The organism is Methanoculleus sp. MH98A, assembly GCF_000691865.1.
Classification (GTDB): domain Archaea; phylum Halobacteriota; class Methanomicrobia; order Methanomicrobiales; family Methanoculleaceae; genus Methanoculleus.
The window spans coordinates 1-7,681 of sequence record NZ_JMIO01000084.1 but is presented as its reverse complement, the minus strand read 5'-3'; the positions used below and the strand labels follow the sequence as shown (position 1 = coordinate 7,681).

The 7,681-nt window shown below is 57.6% G+C and carries 9 protein-coding genes; 1 reads left to right on the top strand and 8 read right to left on the bottom strand.

What is annotated here, in order from left to right; all coding sequences use genetic code 11:
• The 6 genes from EI28_RS10700 to EI28_RS14445 all read right to left on the bottom strand — a co-directional run.
• The coding region (locus EI28_RS10700; RefSeq protein WP_231476749.1) for a phospholipase D-like domain-containing protein at nt 1-836 on the bottom strand (836 nt) is incomplete at its 3' end.
• A 125-nt stretch (nt 837-961) separates the two neighbouring features.
• Entirely contained in the window at nt 962-1,303 is a 342-nt protein-coding gene (locus tag EI28_RS10695) for a hypothetical protein (RefSeq protein ID WP_048114735.1), read from the bottom strand.
• 136 nt (nt 1,304-1,439) lie between these two features.
• Nucleotides 1,440-2,645 (bottom strand): deoxyguanosinetriphosphate triphosphohydrolase family protein, encoded by a 1,206-nt coding sequence (locus tag EI28_RS10690; RefSeq protein ID WP_048114733.1) that lies wholly within the window; start codon nt 2,643-2,645, stop codon nt 1,440-1,442.
• A 335-nt stretch (nt 2,646-2,980) separates the two neighbouring features.
• Nucleotides 2,981-3,427, bottom strand: a complete 447-nt coding sequence (locus EI28_RS10685; RefSeq protein ID WP_048114741.1) for a CGGC domain-containing protein — start codon at nt 3,425-3,427, stop codon at nt 2,981-2,983.
• 142 nt (nt 3,428-3,569) lie between these two features.
• A complete protein-coding gene (locus EI28_RS14450) occupies nt 3,570-4,577 on the bottom strand; it encodes an NAD-binding protein (RefSeq protein WP_197018495.1) in 1,008 nt (335 codons plus the stop codon).
• Nucleotides 4,493-5,593, bottom strand: a complete 1,101-nt coding sequence (locus EI28_RS14445) for a cation:proton antiporter (RefSeq protein ID WP_197018494.1) — start codon at nt 5,591-5,593, stop codon at nt 4,493-4,495. The genes EI28_RS14450 and EI28_RS14445 overlap by 85 nt, the downstream gene beginning before the upstream one ends.
• 247 nt (nt 5,594-5,840) lie before the next feature.
• Between EI28_RS14445 and EI28_RS10675 the strand changes: the two genes are divergently transcribed.
• Nucleotides 5,841-6,395 carry an HdeD family acid-resistance protein gene (locus EI28_RS10675; protein WP_048114731.1) on the top strand — a complete coding sequence of 185 codons (555 nt, stop codon included), beginning with the start codon at nt 5,841-5,843 and terminating at the stop codon, nt 6,393-6,395.
• 33 nt (nt 6,396-6,428) lie between these two features.
• Here EI28_RS10675 and EI28_RS14950 read toward each other — a convergent pair whose 3' ends face one another.
• Both EI28_RS14950 and EI28_RS13595 read right to left on the bottom strand, forming a co-directional pair.
• Entirely contained in the window at nt 6,429-6,647 is a 219-nt protein-coding gene (locus EI28_RS14950; protein ID WP_231476748.1) for a hypothetical protein, read from the bottom strand.
• A 21-nt stretch (nt 6,648-6,668) separates the two neighbouring features.
• On the bottom strand, nt 6,669-7,681 hold a 1,013-nt coding region (locus tag EI28_RS13595), incomplete at its 5' end, for an ATP-dependent endonuclease (protein ID WP_155937370.1).

Here is a 7,681-nt window from a genome sequence, read left to right as displayed (position 1 = left end):
TCTTTCCAGTAGGTCTCAAACGTCTTCTCGATCCTCTGGATGATGTCATATGAGTCCTGCTCGGTGACCTTGACGTTCCACTCAAGGCCGCTCGTTATCGCGGGGTTCGAGAGGTTAGATGACCCGATATAGGATGTGGAGAAGCCGTTGTTCCTGTGGAACGTGTAGGTCTTCGCGTGGAGCCGGGTTCTGTCGGTATCATAGGATATCCGGACAGTGGTGTTCCGAAGGGCTGCAAGAGCCTCGACCGCCTTGATATCGGTTACCCCGGTGTACGAGGTCGTGATCACCCTAAGCTGGCCATGCCCGACAAATTCTTTTAAATCGTCGAGAATCAGCCGGAGCCCGCTCCACTTGATGAACGAGATGAGGAGGTCAACACGATCGGCGGTCCGGATCTCCTTCCTGAGTTCATCCACGAGCCCGGGCTCTCCTGGAGACCCGGTGAAGAGGCTGCTCTGCGCGATAGAAGTCTCGGGGCGGGTGGGTGCAGTAATATTAAGCGCAGAGAGGCGATTGCGCTCCACAAGGGCGAGCAAGACCTTTGCTTCGGGCGTGATCTTACACTGTTCAAGAGTCTTATCCCGTAGTTCGGTACCGAGGTGTTCGATGAGGCGGTTGCAGATCTGGATCTGCTCTTCAAGCGAGGCTCCTGCCTCATCGGCAGACTGGAGGGCCGTTCTGAGGATCTTCGCGAGATATCGCGAGAGGACTGTCTGGGGATCGAAACGCGCAAGAGGGTCTTTAAAGACTCTCCCTTCTTTTTCCGGACCGGAGAGTTTCAATGCAAGGTATTCGCTGATGACCTGCTCGTAGATCCCCGGGGACGGTTCCATACATCCCATTTGGGGGAGGGGTAAAAAAATGACTCTGTTATGTTTCGGCCTCATCGTATCGGGTCGGAGAGGGGGCCTGAACCCCCGTAATCAGGCTGGAAGCCCGATCCAGAAACGCCCTCCGCCTAACTCACCTCAATCCTGTACCCATAATCCCGGCCGAGGTCCCCGTCCAGCGTGAGGCTGACCTTCTTTGTCTCCCCTGAGGGGATGGAGACCACCGTCGAGGCCTCGTCCCGGACAAAACCTTTCTCTTCATCGATCAGTTTCATCGTCACGGTGACGTCGCCGTCGCCCCCGTCGTTCTGTATCACCGCGTTCACGTTATATCCGAGCCCTTTGGATAGGCTGATATCCATGACCATGGAGTCCTCCACGACCCTGGGGTTCGGGCCGCCAAGCCCCATGCAACCGGCTGTCAGGACGAGCGCCGCAGCCAGACCGAGGATAAGGATTCGCTTATTCATAGTATGCGTTGCTCAGCGAGATATAAAAATACGTAGGAACCATCGGGTTACATCCACGGGTTTTAAACAGAATTTTCGGGAAAATACAGCGATAATGGGCAGATGAACCCCCACTTCAACCGCCGGCCACGGGGGTTCACCACCCCCGGTACCTCGACCGGACTCTCGCCGGGAGGATGCTTTGCCGGAAGACCCACTCGAAGTAGCGATCGGTCATCCCGGCGATGAAATCCCTCGTGAGTTCCTCCGGGGCCGCGGCACCGAGATACGCACGGGATGCCCAGGCCGCGTCGATGAGGTCTTCGTAGACCGGCGAGTCCTTCCGGCCGCTCTTGATATCCTCGAGGATACGGCTGAAAAGGGATCGGAACATGAACCGGATCTTCTTCTGGTTCTCTATGAGTCTCTCGTTTCCGTAGATGTGCTGCATGTTGAACTCTTTGAAGGCCGCGACGCACGCCGACGCTTCGGCCGAGAAGGCAATGCAGTCGGCGTCGTAACTCCCGGCAATGATGTCGCGGATCAAGACGTCGAGCACCTTTCGGTTAATATCGGAGAATGCTTCTTTTTTATGTCCGGTGATACCGAAGAAGTCCATGCAGTTCTCCGGGAAGTCCTCGAGATCCCGTTCATCGATGACCTCGACCTCGAGGCCGTCCGCCAGATCGCGGCCGAGGTAGGAGATGCTGTCGGCGCACCGGACGACGCACCCCTCTGTCGTGAGGGGGAAAGCATCCCCTTCCTTCTCGATCTTCTCCATCTTATCCGCAAACGAGTCCCAGTCGGCCTGACCCTCGACCGTGAGGATACGGTCGTTGGTTTCGCCGTTGTGGCAGAGGATCCCGTCCAGCACCTGCAGCGTGAGGTCGCAGTCCTCGACGACGTCAAGGAACCGGACGCTCTGGACGTTGTGCCGGAACCCCCCGAGCCCGTGCTCGGTGCAGAGCTCGTCGAGGAACTTCTCCCCGAGATGGCCGTAGGGCACGTGGCCGATGTCGTGACCGAGGGCGATCGCCTCGATCAGGTCCTCGTTCAGGCCGAGGGCTCTTCCGATTGTCCTCCCGATCTTCGAGACCAGCTGGACGTGGAGGACGCGGTGGGTGATGTGGTCGTTCTCGACGAGGTAGAATACCTGGGTCTTGTCGATGTAGCGCGAGTAGGCCTTCGAGTGGACGATCCGGTCGGCGTCCCGGAAGAACGGCGGCCGGATGACCGGGTCCTCGGGTTTGCAGCCGGACCGCCTGAGGTAATCGGCGTTCCGGGTCGCCCGGCGCGAGAGGAGCGATTCGCGATCGGCCATGCTCCGTTCCATACGGTCAAAAATACTCTGCGGGATCTCCATCGGGCGCCCTCCGGCAAGGAGTTCTCGGCCGGGAGAGGGATAGGGTTTTCTCTTCCGGTCAGGGCATGGCCGACGGAACCCGGTCAGGGCATGGCCGCCGGAACCCGGTCAGGGCATGGCCGCCGGAACCCGGTCAGGCCAGGGCCGACGGAGCAGGGGGCGGTGCACCTGACGTACTCGATGAAGAAGTGAGCGGGGCGGCGTTCATACCGAACGAATGCCCTTCTTTTCTGCGCATCAGATCCTTCCGTTCGGTAATAGCGATCAATCCGGTCCGTGAACCGATCCGCCTGAAGACTGCCGTGGCCTCTACCGATGCACCACCGAGCCGGGGTTTAGTCGTAGGATAACCGGGTTTTTTCATCGGTGAGGGTGGGGGCAATCAGGTCTTTCCAGAGTGCCGAATCCCAGGAACCAAGATTCGTGTGCGTGGTGAAGTATTTCTCCGGGATAGGGTGGGTTCCCACAACCACGTCCATGCCGTATTTTTCCCTGATGAACCGGGAAAAGTACGAGATCCGCGGACAGGGGGGATACCCGACAACCATGCCGGTGGCGAGATGCACGACCTCGGCACCGTTGTTCTTCATCTCCTGCGGGACATACTCGATGTTCCCGCCGGGACAGCCGTTGCAGGTCGCGAACCCGACAAGCTCAACGTCTCTTCCTTTATAGCGTTCGAAGGCGCCTTCGCGGTCGCGCAGTGCCCGCAGGCACTTGCCCCCGGCACAGGTCCGGTAGCGGTCGCAGATGATGATTCCCAGTCTGATCGGATCTCCCATGAGTATCTCTCCGAGATTCAGGATATTCAGCAACTCTGTAGTTCATGAGAGAAATATGCTGTGAAGGGCGCCTGCCTGGTGCGGGTGGTGCGATTGTCGTATCAATGGGCAACCATGCATTTTCATACACCCCAAAACATCCCTACACCGGAGTCCTTTCCTCTCCCGGGGGCGCCTGGAAGAGGACGGACGCCCGTGCCACAGGCTCGGGCATGCCCAGGACGATGACGATATCGTCGGGCAGGATCTCCGTCTCCCCGCCCGGACTCGTGATTGTCCGTTCTCCCCGCAGGACGGCGAGAACCAGTACGTCGTGCCTTTTACGGAGGTTGATCTCACCGAGCGTCTTCCCCGCCACCGGGGCGGCCGGATCGATCGTGTAGGTGACGATGCTCACGTTGGAGAGCCGGTAGATAAGATCCGTGAGCGTCGGAGGGTGCTCCTGCGGATTGCGGAGCATCTGGTAGGTGTCCGAACGGATCTCAGCCGTCAGCCCCTCGATCCGGTCCTTCGGGATGAGGTATTTGTTCAGCACCCGGGTGAAGATCTCGAGCGACGTCTCGAACTCCTCCGGGACCACCTCGTTGGCCCCGAGATCCTGCAGGGGCGCCACCTCGATGAGGTAGCGGGTTCGCACGATGATGTAGAGGTAGGGGTTTAAGCGGCGGCAGGCCTCCACGATCTGTCGGGTCGAGACGGGATCGTTGATCGCGATCACGGCGATACGGGCGGACTCGATATCGGCGTGCACCAGGACCGTCTCCGTGGTGGCGTCACCGTAATGAATGGGTTCGCCGAGAGCCCGCTCATTTCGCACGGTCACGGGGTTGATCTCGATGATGACGTACGGGATCCCGCCGGCTTTCGCCGCCCGCGCAAGGTTCCTCCCCGTCACGCCGTAGCCGATGATCATCACGTGTTCCCTGAGAGGCTCCCGCCGAGACTCCTGTATGGGGCGGCGGGCGTCCAGGGCCCGGTGGAGGAACCCGACGCGGCGGAGGCGATCGGAGAGCATCGGTCCGCCGCCGATGACGAAAGGCGTCATGGCCATCGTGATGAGCGCGGTCACCAGGAAGAGCTGGTAACTCTCGGGGGAGAGAATCCCGTAATCAAGACCGCTCCTTGAAAGGATGAAGGAGAATTCTCCCACCTGGGCAAGGGCGAGCCCGACAAGGGTGATAGTGCGGGGGGGTAGCCCAGAACCACCGGGACCGCGGCGGCGATCAGTCCCTTCGCGGCGATCACGCCCACGATCAGGAGAAACACCACTCCGAGGTGCTCGAGTAAGAACCCCACGTCGAGCAGCATCCCCACCGAGACAAAGAAGAAACTCGTGAAGATGTCACGGAACGGCACGATACTGCCGATGGCCTGATGGCTGTACTCCGACCGGGAGATCAGGAGGCCGGCGAGGAGGGCGCCCAGCGCGAGCGAGACCCCGGCAAACGAGACGAGCCAGGCAACACCGAAGCACGTAACCACGATGAAGAGGAGGAAGAGTTCGCGGTTCTTTGTACTGGCGATCTGGTAGAGGAACCAGGGAACTCCCCACTTTGCGGCCACGACGAGGACGACCAGGATCAGGATGTCTGTGGCGAGCATCGACGAGAGGGCCTCCATGCTGAACGCCTGCACCGCCGCGGGTGCGGAGATGCTTGCGAGGAACGGTATGGCCATGATCATCGGGATGGCGACGATGTCCTGGAAGATCAGGACCCCGAGGGTGATGTTGCCGTGCGGGGTGCTCATCTCCCCCCGCTGGTGGAGGATCCGGAGCACGACCGCGGTGCTGGAAAGGGCGAAGAGGAAACCCAGAAGAACGGCTTCTGCAAACGGCAACCCGATGAGCGTCGCGACGAAGAAGGAGACCAGAAACGTCAGGAAGACCTGGATCGACCCGCTGATGAGGAGCATGTTCCGCATCTGCCAGAGATGCGCGAAGGAGAACTCAAGACCGATGGTGAAGAGCAGCAGGATGATCCCGATCTCGGCAAGGATATTGACTTCTTCGAGCGACTGCACGATGCCGAGCCCGTTCGGCCCGACGATGATGCCCGTCAGGATGAACCCGACCAGCGGCGGGATGCGCAGCGGGTTAAAAAGCAGTCCGACGATGAGGGAGATCCCGAAGATGAGGACGATGGCGTTCAGGATCTGAAGTTCCATTTCCGGCTCCCGTACTTCGTTCTATCTGTTTTCAGTTCACGCCACATGTAGGTATCGGGCTATCCGGGTGTCGGTCGAGGATCGTGGGCCGGGCCGTCCGGAGGAGGTGGGGCGTTTTGTTCACGCTCCGGGCGGCGGTTGAACAGTGACGGGCAGGCCTGCCGGAGAGCAGAACGCAGGTCGGGATTTCCCGGTGTGGGGCACATACGCTTTTATACTGCCGTATGGCACGACATGTTGTGTTACCATGGTCAACGACGTAGAATCCGGTGCCGACTCCCCTGAGTCCGGCGCTGCTATGGCTTCGGCACGCTGGTCCGTGCTGCTCCTCGGGGTTATCGCGATCCTCTTCGGCGTTCTCTTCTTCGTCTACCCCATCCCGACGCTGACGCTCCTCGCCACCATCCTCGGCATCTACTGGCTGGTGAACGGCGTCGTCGTGCTCCTCAGCCTCTCCGGGAATAAAACCGGATGGGGCTGGAAGATGCTGGTCGGCGTCCTCGGTATCCTCGCGGGGGTCACCGTGCTCATCTACCCGTTCTACAGCGCCGTCCTCATCCCGACGATCTACGCCATCATCATCGGGGTGGAGGGGCTCGTCATCGGGGCAATCTACCTGGTGCAGGGGTTCTCCGGCGAGGGCTGGGGGACGGCGGTCCTCGGTGTCCTGAGCATCATCTTCGGGCTGATCCTGGTCGCACACCCGTTCATCGCGGCGCTGGCCTTCGTGCTGCTCCTCGCGGGGCTTGCCGTCGTCGCCGGGGTAGCGGCGATCATTCTTGCTCTGCGAATGCCGGGGTGAACGGGGGCGCTGCCTCCCTTTCTTTTACTGATTTCACTCCGTTTTCGCGGCGGCAACGCCGGCGAGAAGCACCCCGGGGACGCAGGGGAGCAGGGCGGGCGTCCCGGTGCTGAACCCCGTCGGCGGCGATCTGATGAAGGAGCAGGGTGCTGCCGGGAAGTGCAGGACGAGCGCGATACCGGGGAGGGAGATGGTGAACGACAGGGGGTGATGCTGATGTCTCCTGCGAATTCCACGTCTTGGGTGCCTCAAAACACTTCCTGCCTCTGACAATCACTTACAATTATTCACCAGAGACTGCTCAATTTTATTAAACAGTTCCTTGAAATTATCTTCTGTTTCTGTAGAAAGGGGTTCTGAATCCTGAATAATTTTTTCTTGAAATAGTTTGGACGTGATTGTTTTACTAATACTTTTACTCTTAAGGCCGAATCTCTCTTGATCAGCGGTAGAGAATAAGTCTTCAATTGAGTCAGTTGGTTCCGCCCCTATTGAAATGATCATTTCCTCACCGATGCCGTCCTTTATTAGCATCTCTCTTGTTCTCGCTGTTCCCTTTTTATCTAGTATGATCACAAAGTTGTCTAATCCCCAACCAATTAACAACGAGGCAATTGTTGAGACTTTGGTGTGCCCAACACATGGAATTAAACCAATGCCCTCAAGTAACCGGCTGTTTCCACCATTGCGAAGATAATTTAACATCCCATGAAGATAATAGTAATCACTAACGCCTTCGACTATTACGTTCTTTACCTTTGAGAATGCGATCCCCTGAGACAAATCTAAGCCAATTGCAGTGACAATTGGCGTTAATGTATCTATATCGGCACCCTTATTGAAATGATTGTGTATGATTGATTTTGTTGTCCCAGTTTTTCTCTCTTTGATTGAGAGCCTCACCCTCGCAAGTTTATCGGGATCAATTAGATATGGCGAATGAGTAGTAAAAATAACTGTATTCTCTTTTGCTAACTCTTCAAGTAACGTAAGTACATCTTGCTGTGCTTTAGCATGCAAATAGAGTCCGGGTTCATCAATTAAAATAATGTTTCCACTGCTTTTCCCTTCGGCCTGTAACCTTAAAAAAAAGGCAATATACCATTGTAAACCCTGACTTCTTTGATCTACCCTATGATAGATAGGTGTGCGCTGATTACCTCCGCGTGTTTGGTCAATGTCTTGAATAAAGAATGATAGTTTTTGATCACTATAATCAACTGTAATATAAAGAGGGTCTTGCTTCCAGTACTTGCCAAACTCATTAGTGCAGACATCAGATGCTC